This window comes from Bacillus sp. FG16, assembly GCF_057809515.1.
The window spans coordinates 1-300 of record NZ_JBMDKC010000417.1 but is presented as its reverse complement, the minus strand read 5'-3'; the positions used below and the strand labels follow the sequence as shown (position 1 = coordinate 300).

General features: G+C 39.3%; 1 pseudogene. It reads left to right on the top strand.

Annotated elements, in window-relative coordinates:
* A pseudogene (locus ACODS7_RS32995) lies at positions 1–300 on the top strand (ParB N-terminal domain-containing protein); the annotation flags it as partial.

The following is a 300-nucleotide window of genomic DNA, read 5'->3' as shown; positions in this document are numbered from 1 at the left end:
TAGCCGAAAAAATAGGCATAGGTAGCGGAAAACAATATGAAAAAGCAAAATTCATCACAGAACACTCTGATTCCTCCACAATTGCTAAATTAGACAACGAAGAAATCAGCATACATAAGGCATACACAGAATTACAGGCAAGACTGAAAGAAAAAAACAAACTCCTTCACCAAGAAACAGAACGAAGAAAACGTGCGGAACAAGAAGCTTTCGCAGTCCGTAAGTCAGAACAACTCACCCGAAAGCAACTAGAAGAATTCGAACAACAAGAGCCACAGATTATCGAGAAAGAAGTGGTGA